The organism is Streptomyces sp. NPDC000229 (assembly GCF_040300825.1).
Classification (GTDB): domain Bacteria; phylum Actinomycetota; class Actinomycetes; order Streptomycetales; family Streptomycetaceae; genus Streptomyces.
Genome location: NZ_JBEPEL010000002.1, coordinates 1 through 16616, shown reverse-complemented (window position 1 = coordinate 16616; position 16616 = coordinate 1). Strand labels below are relative to the sequence as shown.

General features: G+C 72.5%; 17 protein-coding genes and 1 tRNA gene. 7 read left to right on the top strand and 11 right to left on the bottom strand.

The window, feature by feature from the left end:
• Positions 1-145: 145 nt before the first annotated feature.
• The 3 genes from ABT360_RS01550 to ABT360_RS01540 are packed head-to-tail and all read left to right on the top strand — an operon-like array spanning position 146 to position 2566.
• A complete protein-coding gene (locus tag ABT360_RS01550) occupies positions 146-1378 on the top strand; it encodes an amidohydrolase family protein (RefSeq protein ID WP_351809026.1) in 1233 nt (410 codons plus the stop codon).
• A 34-nt stretch (positions 1379-1412) separates the two neighbouring features.
• Positions 1413-2069 (top strand): SDR family oxidoreductase, encoded by a 657-nt coding sequence (locus ABT360_RS01545; protein WP_351809023.1) that lies wholly within the window; start codon positions 1413-1415, stop codon positions 2067-2069.
• Entirely contained in the window at positions 2069-2566 is a 498-nt protein-coding gene (locus ABT360_RS01540; protein ID WP_351809020.1) for a GyrI-like domain-containing protein, read from the top strand. The genes ABT360_RS01545 and ABT360_RS01540 overlap by 1 nt, the downstream gene beginning before the upstream one ends.
• Positions 2567-2924: 358 nt before the next feature.
• Here ABT360_RS01540 and ABT360_RS01535 read toward each other — a convergent pair.
• Positions 2925-3006, bottom strand: a tRNA-Tyr gene (locus tag ABT360_RS01535).
• Between the two features lie 205 nt (positions 3007-3211).
• Here ABT360_RS01535 and ABT360_RS01530 point away from each other — a divergent pair.
• From ABT360_RS01530 to ABT360_RS01520, 3 genes are all read left to right on the top strand, one after another.
• Positions 3212-3700 (top strand): YajQ family cyclic di-GMP-binding protein, encoded by a 489-nt coding sequence (locus ABT360_RS01530; protein WP_351809017.1) that lies wholly within the window; start codon positions 3212-3214, stop codon positions 3698-3700.
• Between the two features lie 153 nt (positions 3701-3853).
• A complete protein-coding gene (locus tag ABT360_RS01525; protein ID WP_351809014.1) occupies positions 3854-4351 on the top strand; it encodes a methylated-DNA--[protein]-cysteine S-methyltransferase in 498 nt (165 codons plus the stop codon).
• Positions 4348-5043, top strand: a complete 696-nt coding sequence (locus ABT360_RS01520; RefSeq protein ID WP_351809011.1) for an alpha-ketoglutarate-dependent dioxygenase AlkB family protein — start codon at positions 4348-4350, stop codon at positions 5041-5043. The genes ABT360_RS01525 and ABT360_RS01520 overlap by 4 nt, the downstream gene beginning before the upstream one ends.
• A 10-nt stretch (positions 5044-5053) precedes the next feature.
• On the opposite strand, the gene ABT360_RS01515 is transcribed toward ABT360_RS01520, so the two are convergent.
• On the bottom strand, positions 5054-5323 hold the full coding sequence (locus ABT360_RS01515) for a GlsB/YeaQ/YmgE family stress response membrane protein (RefSeq protein ID WP_351809008.1): 270 nt from the start codon (positions 5321-5323) through the stop codon (positions 5054-5056).
• Between the two features lie 86 nt (positions 5324-5409).
• Between ABT360_RS01515 and ABT360_RS01510 the strand changes: the two genes are divergently transcribed.
• Entirely contained in the window at positions 5410-6624 is a 1215-nt protein-coding gene (locus ABT360_RS01510) for an APC family permease (RefSeq protein WP_351809006.1), read from the top strand.
• A 124-nt stretch (positions 6625-6748) separates the two neighbouring features.
• Here the strand turns inward: ABT360_RS01510 and ABT360_RS01505 are convergent, their stop codons facing one another.
• From ABT360_RS01505 to ABT360_RS01460, 9 genes are all read right to left on the bottom strand, one after another.
• Positions 6749-7141, bottom strand: a complete 393-nt coding sequence (locus tag ABT360_RS01505; RefSeq protein ID WP_351809003.1) for a YccF domain-containing protein — start codon at positions 7139-7141, stop codon at positions 6749-6751.
• A complete protein-coding gene (gene htpX, locus ABT360_RS01500) occupies positions 7138-8001 on the bottom strand; it encodes a zinc metalloprotease HtpX (protein WP_351809000.1) in 864 nt (287 codons plus the stop codon). Before htpX ends, ABT360_RS01505 begins: the two co-directional genes overlap by 4 nt.
• Before the next feature lie 354 nt (positions 8002-8355).
• A complete protein-coding gene (locus ABT360_RS01490) occupies positions 8356-9891 on the bottom strand; it encodes an NADH-quinone oxidoreductase subunit N (protein ID WP_351808997.1) in 1536 nt (511 codons plus the stop codon).
• A complete protein-coding gene (locus tag ABT360_RS01485) occupies positions 9888-11441 on the bottom strand; it encodes an NADH-quinone oxidoreductase subunit M (RefSeq protein ID WP_351809498.1) in 1554 nt (517 codons plus the stop codon). Before ABT360_RS01485 ends, ABT360_RS01490 begins: the two co-directional genes overlap by 4 nt.
• Before the next feature lie 27 nt (positions 11442-11468).
• Positions 11469-13469, bottom strand: a complete 2001-nt coding sequence (locus ABT360_RS01480; RefSeq protein ID WP_351808994.1) for an NADH-quinone oxidoreductase subunit 5 family protein — start codon at positions 13467-13469, stop codon at positions 11469-11471.
• Positions 13466-13861, bottom strand: coding sequence for an NADH-quinone oxidoreductase subunit NuoK (gene nuoK / locus ABT360_RS01475; RefSeq protein WP_351808991.1), 396 nt, complete (start codon positions 13859-13861; stop codon positions 13466-13468). Before nuoK ends, ABT360_RS01480 begins: the two co-directional genes overlap by 4 nt.
• On the bottom strand, positions 13861-14424 hold the full coding sequence (locus ABT360_RS01470; RefSeq protein WP_351808988.1) for an NADH-quinone oxidoreductase subunit J family protein: 564 nt from the start codon (positions 14422-14424) through the stop codon (positions 13861-13863). The genes nuoK and ABT360_RS01470 overlap by 1 nt, the downstream gene beginning before the upstream one ends.
• Positions 14421-15101, bottom strand: a complete 681-nt coding sequence (locus ABT360_RS01465; RefSeq protein WP_351808985.1) for a NuoI/complex I 23 kDa subunit family protein — start codon at positions 15099-15101, stop codon at positions 14421-14423. Before ABT360_RS01465 ends, ABT360_RS01470 begins: the two co-directional genes overlap by 4 nt.
• Positions 15101-16069 carry a complex I subunit 1/NuoH family protein gene (locus ABT360_RS01460; protein ID WP_351808982.1) on the bottom strand — a complete coding sequence of 323 codons (969 nt, stop codon included), beginning with the start codon at positions 16067-16069 and terminating at the stop codon, positions 15101-15103. The genes ABT360_RS01465 and ABT360_RS01460 overlap by 1 nt, the downstream gene beginning before the upstream one ends.
• Positions 16070-16616: the final 547 nt, after the last annotated feature.

Here is a 16616-nt window from a genome sequence, read left to right as displayed (position 1 = left end):
GCTCCTCCTCGATGCCCAGTCGGACGGCCCCTAGGCTCGGTTCACGCTGTGTGATCGCGCCAGTACACCCGTACATCCCCAGGCCACGCAGCCCCGCCACGGATCACGCCCGAGCCACCGAGCCCCCGAGCCCGCCAGGAGCCCGATGTCCTCCGACAGCCAGCAGCCGCAGCCACCCGAGGGCGCCACCGCCGACACCACCACGCTGCTGCTGTGCGGCGCCCGCCTCACCGACGGCCGGACCGTCGACGTACGGCTCAGCGGCGGACGCATCGAAGCCGTGGGCACCGCGGGCAGCCTGCCCGCCCACGGTGCCCGGGTCGACCTCGCCGGCTACCTGCTGCTGCCCGCCCCCGCCGAGCCGCACGGCCACGCCGACACCGCGCTCAGCTCCGACTGCCCCGGCCCCGTCTCGTACGCGACCGAGGACGTCCAGCGCCGCGCCACCGAGGCCGCCCTGCTCCAGCTCGGGCACGGCGCGACCGCGCTGCGCGCCCACGTACGCATCGGCGACGTCCAAGGGCTCGGCCCGCTGGAGGCGGTCCTCCAGGCGCGGCGGTCGCTGCGCGGGCTGGCCGACCTGACGGCGGTCGCCGTGCCGCGGCTGCTGACCGGCGTGGCGGGCGCGGACGGACTCGCGATGCTGCGCGACGCGGTGAAGATGGGCGCCGGTGTGGTGGGCGGGTGCCCGGACCTGGACCCCGACCCGGCCGGGTACGCGGAGGCCGTGCTGGAGGTGGCGGCCGAGCACGGCTGCCCGGTGGACCTGCACACGGACGGCGACGACCCGGCGCGCCTCGCGCGGCTGGCGGCGATGGCGGGCGGGCTGCGGCCGGGGGTCACCATCGGCCCCTGTGGGGCCCTGGGGCGGCTCCCGGGGGACGCGGCGGGGCGGGCGGCCGACCAGCTGGCGGCGGCCGGAGTGACGGTCGTGTGCCTCCCCCAGGGGGCCTGTGGCGGTACGGAGGTACGGGGCGTCGCGCCCGTGCGGCTGCTCCGGGCGGCGGGGGTGAGGGTCGCGGCGGGGAGCGGGGCGTTGCGGGACGTGGCCAACCCGGTGGGGCGCGGCGATCCGCTGGAGGCGGCGTACCTGCTCGCCTCCCAGGGCGGGCTGCGGCCGACGCAGGCGTACGGGGCGGTGAGCGGGGCCGCGCGGGAGGCGATGGGGCTGCCCGCCGTACGGGTGGAGGCGGGGTTCCCCGCGGAGCTGCTGGCGGTGCGCGGGGAGCGCCTGTCGGGCGTGCTGTCGCTGGCGTACAGCAGGATCGTGGTGCACCGCGGCCGGGTGGTGGCGCGGACGAGCGCGGTGCGGGAGTACTGCGACTCGGCGGCGGCGCTCGAACTGCCGCGCCAGGGGCGGCCGGACGCGCGTCCGTGAGCACTTCGGGGCGCGACGTCGTACGGTCGGGGGCATGCGCATTGTCATCGCTGGAGGACACGGTCAGATCGCCCTGCGGCTGGAGCGGCTGCTCTCGGCGGGCGGGCACGAGGTCGCGGGCATCATCCGCAATGCCGAACAGGCGGACGCCCTGCGCGAGGCGGGCGCCGAACCGGTCGTGATGGACCTGGAGTCGGCGACCGTGGAGACGGTCGCGGCGGAGCTGACGGGCGCCGACGTGGTGGTCTTCGCGGCGGGCGCGGGACCGGGCAGCGGTGCCGAGCGCAAGGCCACCGTGGACCGGGGCGCGGCGGTGCTGTGCGCGGACGCGGCCGAGCGGGCGGGCGTGCGGCGCTACCTCGTCGTGTCGTCGATGGGCGCCGACCCCGACCACCCGGGCGACGAGGTCTTCGACGCGTACCTCCGGGCGAAGGGCGCGGCGGACGACTACGTACGGGCAAAGCGCGGCCTGGACTGGACGATCCTCAAGCCCGGGATGCTGACGAACGACGCCGGCACCGGCCTCGTACGGCTGGAGGCGTCGACCGGGCGCGGGCCGGTGCCGCGCGACGACGTGGCGGCGGTGCTGGCCGAGCTGGTGGAGACACCCGCAACGGCGGGGCTGACGCTGGAGCTGATCAGCGGCTCCGTGCCGGTGGCGGTCGCGGTCAAGGCCGTCGCGGGCGAGTGATGTTCCCCGAACCGGTCGTGGTGGAACGCGCCGAGCAGCCGTACGTCTTCATGCGCCGCTCGGTGAGGATGGACGGCTTCGCCCGGATCGCCGACCGGCTGCCGGAGCTCGTGGGATGGCTGGCGGCGCGGGGCATCGAGGTCGCCGACGCGCCGTTCTTCCGCTTCAACACCGTGGACATGGCGGGCGAGTCGGAGGTGGAGGCGGGCGTTCCGGTCGCCTCGCCGCCGCCGGAGCCGGAGGGCGACATCGGCGTGGCGCTGCTGCCGGCCGGCCGCTACGCGACACTCACCCATGTCGGTCACCCCGACCAACTCCTCGCGGCGGCCGCCGCCCTGCGGAAATGGGCGGACGAGCGGGGACTGGAGTGGGACATGAGGGAGGTGGACGGCGTCGAACGGTGGGGCTGCCGCATCGAGTCCTACCGCACGGACCCCCGCGTGGAGCCGGACCCGTCCCGGTGGGAGACGGAACTGGCCTTCCGCCTGGCCGACTGAGAGCCTCACGGCCCCCGGGCGGGAGACCGCTCGTACCGCCGCCATACGGGAGGCCGACCGCGCCTGGGCGGCGCCGGCAGCCCGACTTGCCGCACCGCACCGCGGGGCGCTGGTCGCTCAAGTGGGGTCGCTCAAGCGGCAGTCCTGATCATGTGGTTCCCGGACAGCCGCGGCCGGAGCGTGATCCGGGAACCGCCGGTCGGCAAGGTCGGGCGGGCGCGGCGCGGCGCGGGTCGAACCCCGGCGGGACCGCACGCCGGCCGCCGGTTCCGGCAGAGCGCGAGAGCGCACCGTCCCCAGGTAACGAGAAAGCCCCCGTGTCCTGCGTTTCCGCAGGACACGGGGGCCTCACATCGCGTGGCGGCGCCAGGATTCGAACCTGGGTAGGCTAAGCCGACGGATTTACAGTCCGCTCCCATTGGCCACTCGGGCACACCGCCATGGGATGTCGCCAGGAGGGTGACCGCTTTTCGGCGGTGCTCCCCGGCAACGACGTAAACGATACCTGATGTCCGGGGGTGCTTCGCCACCGGATTGATCAACACTCGCGGTGGGTGGGATGGCTAGGCTTTGGGGTGGCGGTCCGGCGAGCCCGGCCGTACCTCTAGGCAACCTCTACGCACGCGACCCAAGGAGCCACAGGACATGGCCGACTCCAGTTTCGACATCGTCTCGAAGGTCGAGCGGCAGGAGGTCGACAACGCCCTCAACCAGGCGGCGAAGGAGATCTCGCAGCGCTACGACTTCAAGAACGTCGGGGCCTCCATCGCCTGGTCCGGCGAGAAGATCCTGATGCAGGCGAACTCCGAGGAGCGGGTCAAGGCCATCCTCGATGTGTTCGAGTCCAAGCTGATCAAGCGCGGCATCTCGCTGAAGTCGCTGGACGCCGGTGAGCCGCAGCTGTCCGGCAAGGAGTACAAGATCTTCGCCTCCATCGAGGAGGGCATCTCCCAGGAGAACGCCAAGAAAGTGGCGAAGATCATCCGCGACCAGGGCCCCAAGGGCGTCAAGGCGCAGGTGCAGGGTGACGAGCTGCGCGTCAGCTCGAAGAGCCGCGACGATCTCCAGGCCGTGATCGCGCTGCTCAAGGGGCAGGACTTCGACTTCGCCCTCCAGTTCGTGAACTACCGCTAGACCGGTCGGACCGGTCACCGGGCGATCGGGGGCGGACACGGCTGCGGCCGGTCCGCCCCCGCCCTGTGTGCCGGGACCGTCATGTCCGAAAACCGCCAGCTCCGGGTGCGGGCGCGGTCGCAGACTGGTGGGGACCGAGGAAGGGAACGGATCATGACGGTGTACGCCTGCGTCGACGGCCCGCTGGGCGAGATGCTGCTGGTCGGCAAGGAGTCCGCGGACGGCCGGACCGTTCTGGCCTCGCTCTCCCTGCCGGGGCAGAAGGGCGGGGCCGTCGTCCGGGACGGGTGGCGGCACGCCCCGGAGGCGTTCGAGGGCATCGCGGCTCAGCTGCGCGCGTACTTCGCGGGCGGGCTGACCCGCTTCGACCTCGTGTACGCCGACGCCGGCACCGACTTCCAGCGGCGGGTGTGGCGGGCGCTGGAGGACATCCCGTACGGCACGACCGTGACGTACGGGGAGATCGCGGCGCTCGTCGGCTCGCCGGGTGTCGGAGTACGGGCGGTCGGGACCGCGATCGGGCGCAATCCGCTGCTGGTGGTCCGCCCCTGCCACCGGGTGATCGGCGCGGACGGGGCGCTGCGGGGGTACGCGGGCGGGCTGGAGCGCAAGGAGCGGCTTCTGGGACTGGAAGGCGCGCTCGTACGGTGACGGACGCGGCGGCCGGCGGGGCGATCGGTGGGGACGGGCTCTTCGCGTTGCCGCGCGAGCGGGTGGAGGTCGCGCCCGGCGCGGTGCACGTGCCCGGGTGGCTGCCGCTGGGACGGCAGCGGGAGCTGGTCGAGGCGTGCCGGGAGTGGGCGCGAGGGCCGGTGCCGATGCGGCACACGGTGCTGCCGGGCGGTGGCGTGATGTCCGTGCGGACGGTGTGCCTCGGATGGCACTGGCAGCCGTACCGCTACACGCGGACGGCCGGTGACGTGAACGGCGCCCGGGTCGCCCCCTTCCCGGACTGGCTGGCGGATCTGGGGCGGGCGGCGCTGGTGGCGGCGTACGGGGACGGGTACGGGAGGGCTTACGCCCCGGACACCGCGTTGATCAACTTCTATGACGGGGACGCCCGGATGGGCATGCACCAGGACAAGGAGGAGCGGTCCGCCGCCCCGGTGGTCTCCCTGAGCATCGGGGACAGCTGCGTCTTCCGGTTCGGGAACACCGAGACGCGGAACCGCCCCTACACGGACGTGGAGTTGGTGTCGGGAGATCTGTTCGTCTTCGGCGGCGCGTCGCGCTTCGCGTACCACGGTGTGCCGAAGGTCCGGCCGGGCACTGGTGACCCGGCTGTCGGACTGGGCTCGGGCCGGCTGAACATCACGCTGCGGGAGACGGGACTCGCGGGCTGAGCCCGGGTGTTCAGCGCGAACGCGAGTGACCGAACAGGATGCGGTAGGCGATCAGCAGCACCAGCGAGCCGCCGATGGCCGCGAGCCAGGTGGGCCCGTCGTAGAACTCGTTGCTGATCGTCCGGTCCAGGAAGCGTGCCGATATCCAGCCGCCGACGAAGGCGCCCGCGATGCCGATGAGCGTCGTCCCGACGAGCCCGCCGGGGTCACGGCCGGGGAGCAGGACCTTGGCCATGACGCCGGCCACCAGCCCCAGGATGATCCAGCTGAGGACGTCCATGCCGTGAACCTGCCTTTCGTGCGGTGTTGTCCGGGAGGACGCCGGGGGTGCGGGAGGTGGTTGCGGAGATCAGTAGGGTGCGGTGCATGACACAGGAACTGCGCCGGTCGCTGGGCGTCTTCGACGCGGTCGTCATCGGTCTGGGCTCGATGGTCGGGGCCGGGATCTTCGTGGCGCTCGGCCCTGCGGCCGGGGCGGCCGGCAGTGGGCTGCTGCTGGGCCTGGCGCTGGCCGGGGCCGTCGCGTACTGCAACGCGATGGCGTCCGCGCGGCTGGCCGCCCGCTACCCGGCTTCCGGCGGGACGTATGTGTACGGACGCGAACGGCTGGGTCCTTTCTGGGGCTACCTCGCGGGCTGGGGCTTCGTGGTCGGCAAGACCGCCTCGTGTGCGGCGATGGCGCTGGCGGTCGGGTCGTACGTGTGGCCGGAGCAGGCGCACGCGGTGGCGGTCGCGGCGGTCGTGGTGGTGACCGCCGTGAACTACGGGGGCGTTCAGAAGTCGGCCCTGCTCACGCGTGTCATCGTGGCGGGGGTACTGGCGGTCCTGGTCGCGTTGGTCGTCTCCGCCCTCCGGTCGGACGCGGCGGATTTCGGGCACCTGAAGCTGGGCGGGGACGCGTCGGCGGGCGGGGTGCTGCAGGCGGCGGGTCTGCTGTTCTTCGCGTTCGCCGGGTACGCGCGGATCGCCACGCTCGGCGAGGAGGTGCGGGACCCGGCGCGGACCATCCCGCGGGCGGTGCCGGTGGCGCTGGGGATCGCGCTGGTGGTGTACGCGGGTGTGGCGGTCTCCGTCCTGTCGGTGCTGGGCGTGCGGGAGTTGGGCGGCTCGGCGGCTCCCCTCGCGGACGCGGCGCGGGCGGCGGGCGCGGGCTGGCTGGTGCCGGTGGTGCGCGTGGGCGCGGCCGTGGCCGCGCTGGGCTCGCTGCTGGCGCTGGTCCTCGGGGTCTCCCGTACGACGCTGGCGATGGCGCGCGACGGCCACCTGCCCCGCACGCTCGCCGCCGTGCACCCGCGGTTCCAGGTGCCGCACCACGCGGAGCTCGCGGTGGGGCTGGTCGTCGCGGTGGTGGCGGCGACGGCGGACGTGCGGGGCGCGATCGGCTTCTCGTCGTTCGGAGTGCTGGTGTACTACGCGATCGCCAATGCCTCGTCGTGGACGCTCGGTTCGGGGCGTGTCCTCGCGGGGGCCGGGCTGGCGGGCTGCCTGGCCCTCGCGTTCGCTCTGCCCCTGTCGTCGGTCCTGGCGGGCACGGCGGTCCTGGCGGCGGGCGCGGTGATGTACGCGGTGCGGCGGAGCTGACGCACCGGCGCGGCGTCGCCCGCCCCGTTCCGCGGCCCGGGCGTCACGCCCCGGGCCGCGCCCTTGGCCGTGCCCAGCCGGCGCAGTGACAGATCGCGCGCGCAGGGGCGTGTCGAAGCCGGGGTCACCGGGAGGCGAAGGGGCGGTCGCTCGGGACTATTTCCTTGCCCAGCGGCAGCAGGGAGACCGGGATGAGCTTGAAGTTGGCGATGCCCAGCGGGATGCCGATGATCGTGACGCACAGGGCGATGCCCGTGACGACATGCCCGATCGCCAGCCACCAGCCGGCGAGGACCAGCCACAGCACGTTGCCGATGCAGGACGCGGCGCCCGCGTCACGGCGGTCCACGACGGTCTGGCCGAAGGGCCACAGCGCGTAGAGCCCGACGCGGAAGGCGGCCAGGCCGAAGGGGATGCCGATGACGGTGATGCAGAGCAGCAGGCCCGCGACCATGTAGCCGAGGAACAGCCAGAAGCCGCCGAAGAACAGCCATATGAGGTTGAGGATTGCTTTCATGGGCGGCGACCTGCCATCTGTTCGAGTCGGGCGATGCGTTCCGCCATCGGCGGGTGTGTCGAGAACATCTTGGCGAACCCCTGGCCGGGACGGAACGGGTTCGCGATCATCATGTGGCTGGCGGTCTCGATCCTGGGCTCGGGCGGCAGCGGGAGCCTCTTGGTGCCCGCCTCCAGCTTGCGGAGCGCACTGGCCAGGGCCAGCGGGTCGCCGGTGAGCTGGGCGCCGGACGCGTCCGCCTCGTACTCCCGGGACCGGCTGATGGCCAGCTGGATCACCGACGCGGCGAGCGGGCCCAGCAGCATGATCAACAGCATGCCCAACAGGCCCGGTCCGTCGTCGTCGTCGGAGCGGCCCACCGGGATCAGCCAGGCGAAGTTCACCAGGAACATGATCACGGAGGCGAGGGCTCCGGCCACCGACGAGATCAGGATGTCCCGGTTGTAGACGTGGCTCAGCTCGTGACCGATGACGCCGCGCAGCTCGCGCTCGTCGAGTATCTGGAGGATCCCCTCGGTGCAGCAGACCGCGGCATTGCGCGGGTTGCGTCCGGTCGCGAAGGCGTTGGGGGCCTGGGTGGGCGAGATGTAGAGGCGGGGCATCGGCTGGCGGGCCTGCGTGGAGAGCTCCCGGACCATCCGGTAGAGCTGTGGCGCCTGGAACTCGCTCACGGGGCGGGCCCGCATGGCCCGCAGCGCGAGCTTGTCGCTGTTCCAGTACGCGTACGCGTTCGTGCCGAGGGCCACGAGAAGCGCGACGACGAGACCCGTACGGCCGAAGAGGCTGCCGATCAGGATGATGAGTGCGGACAGTCCCCCGAGGAGTACGGCGGTCTTCAGCCCGTTGTGCCGGCGGTGCACGGTACGCCCTCCAAATGGTGCGGCAGGGGGACCCTTTGCCTGGTGCTGGTCCACTGTTCAGTGGACCCTCCCGTACTGGTCAACGCCAGGCGGGCATGGCGGGTTCCCTTGCGCTCCTGGGGTGGGGGTGTGGGCCGTCCGGGTGACCCGGCACTGGATGGGCAGCCCGGCCTGCTGCCGGGCCTCCTGGACTGAACAGGCCGTAAGGGAACGTGGCGCCCCTGACCGTGAAGGAGGAGTGGCTGAAGTCCCCGACGGTCCCGGGCGCGAGGCCGACGAGCGGGATGACGAAGGCGCTGCTGAAGGCGGTGACGACCGCCTTCAGCACGGTTGTGCTCCTGGGTGGTGCGGAGGTCAGAAGAGGGTGTCGGCGGCGAAGCGCAGCACCAGTTGGGGGTAGCCCGACAGCACCACGCCGGCGATGGCCGTCACGACGATGGCCGCGGTGACGGGCCCGGGGACGGGCTGCTTGGCGGGCGGCTGCGCCGGGGCGCCCTCGGGCGCCCGGAACAGCACCGCCGTCCACTGCAGGTAGTAGTAGAGGGCGATGACGACGTTGACGCCCATGACGACGGCGAGCCAGCCCAGGCCCGCGTCGACGGCCGCCGAGAAGACGGTGACCTTCGCGAAGAGGCCGATGACGCCCGGCGGCAGGCCGGCCAGGCAGAGCAGGAAGAACCCCATGACGAGCGCGGCGGCGGGCCGGGTGGCGTACAGGCCCCGGTAGTCGGAGATCCGGTTCAGCGGGTGCGTACGGGCCACCAGGGCGGCGACCGCGAAGGCGCCGAGGTTCACCACGGCGTACATCAGGGCGTACGCGACGGTCGCGCCGATCTGGTCGTCACCGGAGTACGCCGCCGCCGCGATCGGCACCAGGAGGTAGCCCGCCTGGGCCACCGACGACCAGGCCAGCAGCCGTACCGCGCTCCACGCGCGCGTGGACACCTGCCGGAGGGCGGCCACGTTGCCCACCGTCATGGTGAGCGCGGCGAGCACGGCCAGGGCCGGGCCCCACACGTCGGCGTACGTCGGGAAGGCGATGACGGTCACCAGGACCAGGCCGGTGAAGCCGACCGCCTTGCCGACGACGGACAGGTAGGCGGCGATGGGCAGCGGCGCTCCGACGTAGGTGTCGGGGACCCAGAAGTGGAACGGGACGGCGGCCGTCTTGAAGGCGAAGCCGACGAGGGTGAGCGCGACGCCGGCCTTGGCGAGGGTTTCCAGCTGCGCCGGGACGTCGTCCAGGTTCTGGGCGATCTCGGTGAGGTGGAGGGTGCCGGTCGAGGCGTACACGAAGCTGACGCCGAGCAGCATCACCGCGGTGGCGGTGACGGAGGAGAGGAAGAACTTCAGCGCCGCCTCGCCGGACATGCGGTCCCCGCGCTTGAGGCCGACGAGCGCGAAGGCGGGCAGCGAGGCGACCTCCAGGGCGACGACCAGGGTCGCCAGGTCCCGGGAGGCGGGCAGCAGAGCGGCACCGGCGGCCGAGGAGAGCAGCAGGAACCAGAACTCTCCGGCGGGGAGCTTCTCCTTGGTGTCGTGGAGCGACAGGAGCCCCGTCAGGAGCGCCCCGCCGAGGACCAGGAACTGGATCACCAGCGTGAAGTGGTCGGCGGTGTAGCTGCACGCGTCGGCGTCGGTGGTCAGGCAGAAGGTGCTGCGGTCGCCCTTGCGCAGCGGTACGAGGGTGAGGGTCGCGGCAACGAGGCCCGCGATCGCGCCCCAGCCGAGGAGCTGCTTGCGTGCCTTCGGTACGAAGAGGTCGGCAACGAGCACGACGAGGGCGACCACGGCGGCGATGGTCGGCGGAGCGATGGCGGCCCAGTCGACGGACTGGACGAGGTCGCCCGCGCTCGGAGCACTCGGAGCACTCGTGGCTGCGAGGGTCACGACTTGCCTCCTGCGAGGAGCTTCTGCACGGCCGGGTCGGTCAGGCCGAGGAGGACCGCGGGCCAGAGGCCGGCGACGACGGTGAGGACGGCCAGCGGCGACCAGGCGGCGAATTCGTACGGCTGGATGTCGGCGAGGGCCGGCTGGTCGGCGGCGGGCTTGGCGCCCATGCAGACGCGCCGTACGACGACGAGGAGGTACGCGGCGGTGAGCAGTGTGCCGAAGGCGCCGACGGCCATGAAGGTGAGGAAGGCGGGGCGGCTGAGGCCCTCGGCCGGCTGGAAGGCGCCGAACAGCGCGAGCATCTCGCCCCAGAACCCGGCGAGGCCGGGCAGCCCGAGCGAGGCGACGGCGGCGAAGGCGAGGAGGCCGCCGAGGCGGGGCGCGCGGCCGTAGAGCGCGGCGCCGGTGGCTCCGGCCAGAGTGTCGAGGTCGGCCGTGCCGTACCGGTCCTTGATCGCGCCGACCAGGAAGAACAGCAGACCGGTGATGAGGCCGTGGGCGATGTTGGCGAAGAGCGCGCCGTTGACGCCGGTGGGCGTCATGGTCGCGATGCCGAGGAGGACGAAGCCCATGTGGCCCACGGAGGAGTACGCGATCAGGCGCTTGAGGTCGCCCTTCGCGCCGGTGCGGGCGAGGGAGAGGCAGGCGAGCGATCCGTAGACGATGCCGGCGGCGGCGAACGCGGCGAGGTAGGGCGCCAGGATGTGCATGCCGTCGGGCGTGATCGGCAGGGCGATCCGGACGAATCCGTACGTACCCATCTTCAGCAGGACACCGGCGAGGAGGACGGAGCCGACGGTCGGCGCGGCGGTGTGGGCATCCGGCAGCCAGCTGTGCAGCGGCCACATCGGGGTCTTCACCGCGAGGCCGATCCCGACCGCCAGAACCGCGATGACCTGCACGGATGTGGTGATGTCGCGGCCGTTGTCAGTGGCGAGTGCCACCATGTCGAAGGTGCCGGCCTTCAGCCCGATGAGCAGCAGGCCGAGCAGCATGACGACCGAACCGAGCAGCGTGTAGAGGATGAACCGCCAGGCGGCCGGCCGGCGCCCCTCACCGCCCCAGCGGGCGATGAGGAAGTACATCGGGATGAGCACCATCTCGAAGGCCAGGAAGAACAGCAGCAGGTCGAGGACGGCGAAGGTCGCCAGCGTGCCGGACTCGAGGACGAGCAGCAGGGCGACGAAGGCCCGGGGCGACGGGCCCGCGGGCATCTTGAAGTAGCTGTACAGCGCGCACAGGAAGGTCAGCAGCGCGGTCAGGACCAGGAGGGGGAGGGAAATGCCGTCGACACCGAGGTGGATCCGGACGTCGAGTGCGGGGATCCAGCTGATGTCCGTCGTGGCCTGCATCCTCGACGGCTGGTCGTGGTCGAAGCCGAGCGTGAGGACGATCGCGGCGGCGAGGATCGCACCGGTGACGGTCACACCGTGGCGGAGCACGGCCTGGTCCGGGGACTTCCCCTGGAGTCCGGGCGGGGCCGGCAGGAGGGCCGCCGCCGCGCCGATGAGCGGGCCGACGACGATGAACGCGAGAAGGAACTGCATCACGGATGCGCTGATATCGATCACGGCTCACGATCCGGCGTTGACGTTGGCAAGGGCGACGGCGACGACCGCCAGGACGACGGAACCGGCCAGCAGGGCACTGAGGTAGGTCTGCACGTTGCCCGTCTGGGCGCGCCGGACGGCCCGCCCGAGCAGGTTCGTTCCGCTGCCCGCTCCGCGTACGTACGTCTCGACGACTTCGCGGTCGAGGAAGCTGACCAGTGAGGCCGCCGCCCTGACGGGGCGCACGAACAGGACGGAGTAGACGGCGTCGAGGTGGAAGCCGGCGGCGGCGGGGCGGTGCAGTGGGCCCAGCAGCAGGCGTCCGGGGTCGGCGGGGTCCGGGGCGGCGGCGATGTCGCCGTAGGCGGGGGTGTGCGTGGCGATCGCCTCGGCCTCGGAGACGGCGGGTTCGGCCTCGGGGTGGGCGGCGACCGCGCCGATCGGGTGCCGGGCGGCCATCGCGGTGGTGTGGCGCCAGGCGGCGTAGGTGACGAGTCCGCCGACCAGGGCGATGCCCGTGCCGAGGACGGCGGTGGTGACGGTCGGGGTCAGGGCGTGTCCGTCGAACCAGTCGCCGAGCACGCCCGCGGTCAGACCGAAGGCGAGGGAGGGGACCGCGAGCACCCATAGGACGGCGTTCATGGCGATCGGCTGCTTGCCGTGGCGGGGCGCTTCGGCGCCCCGGCCGCGGAAGGCCAGCAGCCACAGCCGCATCGCGTACGCGGCGGTGAGGAGGGCGGTCAGCAGACCGGAGACGAGGACGATCCAGCCGGCCCCGGCCGGGGCGACGGTCCGGTCGCCGAGGGCGGTGTGCTCGGCCGCCACGAGGACGGCTTCCTTGGAGAAGAAGCCGGCGAAGGGCGGGATCGCGGCCAGCGCGAGCAGGGCGACCGTCATCGTCCAGTAGGCGTCGGGGATGCGGGCGGCGAGGCCCCGCATGCGGGACATGGCGGCCAGGGAGTTCGTCCCGGCGGCGTGGATGATCACGCCTGCGGCGAGGAACAGCAGCGCCTTGAAGGCGCCGTGCGACAGGAGGTGGAAGACGGCAGCGCCTCGGTCACCGACGGCCAGGGCGCCCGACATGTAGCCGAGCTGGCCGATGGTCGAGTAGGCGAGGACCCGCTTGATGTCGTCCTGGGCGAGGGCGGCGAGGCCGGAGCCGACCATCGTCACCGCCGCCATCACGGCGAGCACGGTCATGGCGGCCGCGGAGGCGGCGAAGACGGGAAGGAGCCGGGCCACGAAGTACACACCGGCGGCGACCATCGTGGCGGCGTGGATCAGCGCGGAGACCGGTGTCGGGCCGGCCATGGCGTCCGGGAGCCAGGTGTGCAGCGGGAACTGCGCGGACTTGCCGGCGACACCCGCGAGCAGGAGCAGTGCGATCAGGGTGGGGTGGTCGATACCGCCGGTGGCGACGGCACCGAGGATCCCGGTGATCCGGAACGTGCCGGCGTCGGCGGCCAGCGCGAACAGACCGATCAGGAAGGGGACGTCGCCCAGCTTGGTGACCAGGAAGGCCTTGAGGGAGGCGGCGCGCGCCTCGGGCGTCTCCCAGTAGTGGCCGACGAGGAAGTACGAGCAGATGCCCATGATCTCCCAGCCGACCAGGAGCACCATCAGGTCGCCGGAGTAGACGACGAGCAGCATCGCGGAGGTGAAGAGGGAGACCAGCGCCGCGTACGAGGGGTAGCGCGGATCGTCGCGGAGGTAGCCGGTCGAGTAGATCTGCACGCACGACGCGACCACGCCCACCAGGACCGCGGTCAAGGCGGCGAAACCGTCCAGGTGCAGGGCGAGGTCGATCGGCACGGAGCCGGTCGGCGTGAGCTGGGTCGCCGCGTCGATCGCCTTGCCGCCGCCCTGGCGTACGGCGACGAGAACGGCGAGCACGAGGGCGGCGAGCGTCGGCAGGACGGCCAGGGGCCGCACGAACCCGGGGGCGGTGCGGCCGAGCAGCAGCCCGGCGACGGCGCCCAGGAACGGAAGGAGGGGAACGAGGGCGGCGAGGGTCGTGGTGGTCACGCGGCGGCCTCAGCCTTCTCGTCGGGGCCCGCGGTCGCGTCGGCGCCTGCGGTTTCGTCCGTGCCCGCGGTCTCGTCCGTGCCTGCGGTCTCGGCGTTGTCGCGGAGCTTGTCGATGTCCGAGGTGCCGCGGTTGCGGTAGACCATCAGGACGATCGCCAGACCGATGCCGATCTCCGCGGCCGCGATGGCGATGGTGAAGAGGGTCAGCGCCTGACCGGCGTGCAGGGCGTCGCGGAGCCAGACGTCGAAGGCGACCAGGTTGAGGTTGACGGCGTTGAGCATCAGCTCGACGGACATCAGGACCAGGATGGCGTTCCGGCGCGCGAGCACTCCGTACAGGCCGGTGCAGAACAGCAGGACGGCGAGGACCGCCGGGTAGGCGAGGTGCATCAGTTCCCGCCCTCCTGCTCGCGGTCCTGCTCGCGGTCCCGGCGGGACAGGACGATGGCGCCGACGAGCGCGGCCAGGAGGAGGACGGACAGCGCCTCGAAGGGCAGCACCCAGTGCCGGAAGAGGATCGCGCCCGACACCTTGGTGGAGCCCTGGGCGGGCCCGTCGAGGTCGATCCAGGTGGCGCGGAACGCGTCGACGACCACCCAGATGAGGGCGGCAGCGGCGGCGGCGGCCACTGCCAGGGCGGCCGGTCGGTTGGCCGAGTCGGCATCGGGAGAGCGGCCGATGGGTGCCTTGGTGAGCATCAGACCGAAGAGGAGGAGGACGACGACGGAACCGACGTAGATCAGGACCTGGACCCAGGCGATGAACTCCGCGGTGAGGAGGAGGTACTCGACGGCGAGCCCGCCGAGCGCCACGACCAGCCACAGGGCGGCGTGCACCAGCTGCTTGGTGGTGACCGTTATGACGGCGGCGCCAAGGGTGACGATGCCGACGAGGAGGAAGGCGATCTCGACGCCGGTGGGCGACAGGAAGCCGTTGGTGGCGGCGAGCGTCACGCGGTTCCTCCCTCGGCCGGGGGCTGCGGCTGGTCGGTGGCGGGGCCAGTGCCTGGGCCCGGGCCGGTGGCGGGGTCGCCGGTGGTGGCGGCTGGGCGCGCGCCGGGCGCGGGGGTGGCGCCGGGCGCGGGGGGCTGGTCGGCCTCGGCGGCTTGGGCCGCGGCGAGCTTCTCCGCGGCCTTGCGGGCGGCGGCGATCTCCTTGGGCTCCTCGGCACCGGGGTCGAGGGCGGGCGGTTCGGGAACCGTCCACATCCACTCGCGGAGCTTGTCCCGCTCGTGGGTCAGGTCGTGGATGTCCGTCTCCGCGTACTCGAACTCCGGCGACCAGAACAGCGCGTCGAAAGGACAGACCTCGATGCAGATACCGCAGTACATGCACAGCGCGAAGTCGATGGCGAACCGGTCGAGGACGTTACGGCTGCGCTCGCGGCCGCCGGGGGTGGCGGCGGGGATCGTCTCCTTGTGGGAGTCGATGTAGATGCACCAGTCGGGGCACTCGCGGGCGCAGAGCATGCAGACCGTGCAGTTCTCCTCGAACAGGCCGATCACGCCGCGGGTGCGCGGCGGGAGGTCGGGCTGGGCGTCGGGGTACTGCGCGGTGTGGCTCTTCTTCGTCATCGTGCGGAGGGTGACGGCCAGGCCCTTGGCGAGACCGGATCCGGGAATCGGAGCCATTACTGGATCACCACCTTGACGATGCCGGTGAGGGCGATCTGGGCGAGGGCGAGCGGCACGAGCGTGGTCCAGGCGAGCTTCTGCAGCTGGTCCTCGCGCAGCCGCGGGTAGCTCACGCGCAGCCAGATCACGATGAAGGCGAGCACGGCCGTCTTGAGCAGGGTCCAGACCCAGCCGAGCCCCTCGGCCCCGAAGGGGCCGTGCCAGCCCCCGAGGAAGAGGACGGTGGTCAGACCGCACAGGACGACGATGCCGGCGTACTCCGCCAGCAGGAACAGCGCGAAGCGGAGACCGGTGTACTCGGTGTACGCGCCGAAGATGATCTCGGAGTCGGCGACCGGCATGTCGAACGGCGGGCGCTGGAGTTCGGCGAGACCGGCGACGAAGAAGACGAGTGCGCCGACGATCTGCCAGGGCAGCCACCACCACTCGAAGGCGTTGACGATGCCGGGGAGGGACACCGTGCCGGCCGCCATCGCGACGGACGCGGCGGCGAGCAGCATGGGCAGCTCGTAGGCGAGGAGCTGCGCTGCGGTGCGCAGGCCGCCGAGGAGGGAGAACTTGTTGGCGGACGCCCAGCCGGCCATGAGTGAACCGAGCACGCCGACGCCCATGACGGCGAGCACGAAGAAGATGCCCGCGTCGACGACCTCGCCGACGGCTCCTTCGCTCGGGCCGATCGGGATGGCGACCAGGACGAGCAGGTAAGGGAGGAGGGCGACGGCGGGGGCGAGCTGGAAGATGCGGCGGTCGGCGTTGGCCGGGACCACGTCCTCCTTCTGCGCGAACTTCACCCCGTCGGCGACGAGCTGGGCCCAGCCGTGGAACCCGCCGGCGTACATGGGGCCGAGGCGGCCCTGCATGTGGGCCATCACCTTGTGCTCGGTCTGACCGATCACCAGGGGCAGGACCAGAAATACGGCGAAGACGACGAGCAGCCGGAAGGCGACGTCGAGTACGTCGTTCACGCGTCTCCTTCGTTGTTCGTTCGTCGTGGTTCGGAGGTGTCGGTCTCGGGCGCGGCGTCCGGCTCAGGCGCGGCGTCCGGCTCAGGCGCGGCGTCCGGCTCAGGCGCGGCCTTCGGCTCAGGCGCGGCGTCCGGCTCGGGCGCGGCCTTCGGGGCGGGTGCCGCGGGCGCGTCCGGGGCCGGGGCCGGGGCGTCCGGGGCGGAGGTGTCGTCGAAGGCGGGGCGCGGGTTGTTCCAGGGCGCGTCCGCGCTGCGAGTGCGGGGCGGTGGCGTCGGGGACGTCTCCGTCGCGGGTTCCGTGCCGCGCCGGCTCGCCGATCCCGCGCTCGCGGTGCGCGTGCGGCGGGGGGCCGCCGGGGCGGCGGACTGGCTCGCCGAACCTTCCGAGGCACTGCGCGCGCGGCGCGGCGGGGCCGCCTCCGTCGCGGCCGCCTCCGTCGCCGACGGCTCCGGAGCCGCCTCTGACGCTGTTCGACAAGCAGATCCAACTGCGCATGGGCCAGGCCAACGTCCGCCGCTGGGTCGACGACATCCTGCCGCTCCTCACC

What these genes read in the sequence shown, in the direction of transcription:
- ABT360_RS01545 (WP_351809023.1), top strand. Translation starts at nt 1,413, where the DNA reads ATGCGCATTGTCATCGCTGGAGGACACGGTCAGATCGCCCTGCGGCTG.
- ABT360_RS01515 (WP_351809008.1), bottom strand. Translation starts at nt 5,323, where the DNA reads ATGGACGTCCTCAGCTGGATCATCCTGGGGCTGGTGGCCGGCGTCATG.
- ABT360_RS01485 (WP_351809498.1), bottom strand. Translation starts at nt 11,441, where the DNA reads ATGCAGTTCCTTCTCGCGTTCATCGTCGTCGGCCCGCTCATCGGCGCG.
- ABT360_RS01525 (WP_351809014.1), top strand. Translation starts at nt 3,854, where the DNA reads ATGACGGTGTACGCCTGCGTCGACGGCCCGCTGGGCGAGATGCTGCTG.
- ABT360_RS01550 (WP_351809026.1), top strand. Translation starts at nt 146, where the DNA reads ATGTCCTCCGACAGCCAGCAGCCGCAGCCACCCGAGGGCGCCACCGCC.
- ABT360_RS01505 (WP_351809003.1), bottom strand. Translation starts at nt 7,141, where the DNA reads ATGAAAGCAATCCTCAACCTCATATGGCTGTTCTTCGGCGGCTTCTGG.
- ABT360_RS01510 (WP_351809006.1), top strand. Translation starts at nt 5,410, where the DNA reads ATGACACAGGAACTGCGCCGGTCGCTGGGCGTCTTCGACGCGGTCGTC.
- nuoK (WP_351808991.1), bottom strand. Translation starts at nt 13,861, where the DNA reads ATGCACCTCGCCTACCCGGCGGTCCTCGCCGTCCTGCTGTTCTGCACC.
- ABT360_RS01465 (WP_351808985.1), bottom strand. Translation starts at nt 15,101, where the DNA reads ATGGCTCCGATTCCCGGATCCGGTCTCGCCAAGGGCCTGGCCGTCACC.
- ABT360_RS01530 (WP_351809017.1), top strand. Translation starts at nt 3,212, where the DNA reads ATGGCCGACTCCAGTTTCGACATCGTCTCGAAGGTCGAGCGGCAGGAG.
- ABT360_RS01540 (WP_351809020.1), top strand. Translation starts at nt 2,069, where the DNA reads ATGTTCCCCGAACCGGTCGTGGTGGAACGCGCCGAGCAGCCGTACGTC.